2 protein-coding genes are annotated in these 981 nt (G+C 39.9%); both read right to left on the reverse strand.

Going from position 1 to position 981, the window contains the following annotated elements; all coding sequences use genetic code 11:
• Nucleotides 1-16: 16 nt before the first annotated feature.
• Complete coding sequence (locus tag RFW85_RS10890) at nt 17-487, reverse strand: IS5/IS1182 family transposase (protein ID WP_017482311.1); 471 nt, start codon at nt 485-487, stop codon at nt 17-19.
• Complete coding sequence (locus tag RFW85_RS10895) at nt 435-830, reverse strand: transposase family protein (protein ID WP_008306679.1); 396 nt, start codon at nt 828-830, stop codon at nt 435-437. The genes RFW85_RS10890 and RFW85_RS10895 overlap by 53 nt, the downstream gene beginning before the upstream one ends.
• Nucleotides 831-981 lie beyond the last annotated feature (151 nt).

The raw sequence follows: 981 nt of genomic DNA on the forward strand, positions 1-981 counted from the left end.
AGATGTCTTTCATAAATCATTTTTTACTCAGCTCCAAGTTGTAGATTCCAGCGATTAAATTGAATCTCAAACCAAGCCTTTTACCTCTATTTCGATAACGCTCAGCAAGAATTTTGAAGGTTTTCAGGCTGCCAAATACATGCTCAATTCCGATTCTTCTTTTATTGATTTCTTGATTATAGATTTTCAATTCAGGATCCAATTTACAGTGTCTTTTGGCTTTTAATGGCAACAGGCTATTCGGATACAACACATAAATCCCCTGATAGCCTTTATCTGCAAGGATAAAAGCCCCAAAAGGAATCTGGTTTAAATTGCGTTTGAACAACTCGAAATCATGCACTGCACCGCGACTGGTACATAAACTCATAATTTGCTGAGTTTTGTAGTGAATCATGGCCTGTACTTTAAAGGTATAGGTCTTTTTCTTGCCGCTATAGCTTTTCTTCTGTTTTTTTAGGTCTTTGGATTGGAATTTCCGTGGCATCCACGATCACAACATTCCAGTCGATGCCTTCGCCCTCGGGTAAATCTTTGGGTAAATTAAACAGATTGGACCGAATCAGGCAGTCTTCAACATGACGGACAATTCTTGAGGCTGTGGGCTCTGAAACCCCGTAACTCGTCGCAACGTGAAATAAGGTTCGGTATTCCCGCCAATAGCTCAGACAGAGCAGAACCTGATCCTCCAGGCTTAACTTGGGCGGTCTGCCTTTGGCAGAGACATGCTTCTGCAATTGCTCAACCATCAAATAGAAAGTTGACCATGAGATGCCTGTGTATCGCTTGAACTGAGGATCAGAAAGCTTGTTTGAATCGATGTATTTCATCCGCAGATTATGCACGAATGCCAAGAAATCCGGAGTGCAAATATTAACCAAAAAGAAGGTCGTTTTTTGATTTATGAAAGAGATCTAAATAACAATGAATTAAATCAGGAGGAAGATATGTTATTAGCTCTGATTACTTTAGCCTTTATTC

Source organism: Acinetobacter sp. 12966 (genome assembly GCF_031196995.1).
GTDB lineage: Bacteria > Pseudomonadota > Gammaproteobacteria > Pseudomonadales > Moraxellaceae > Acinetobacter > Acinetobacter geminorum.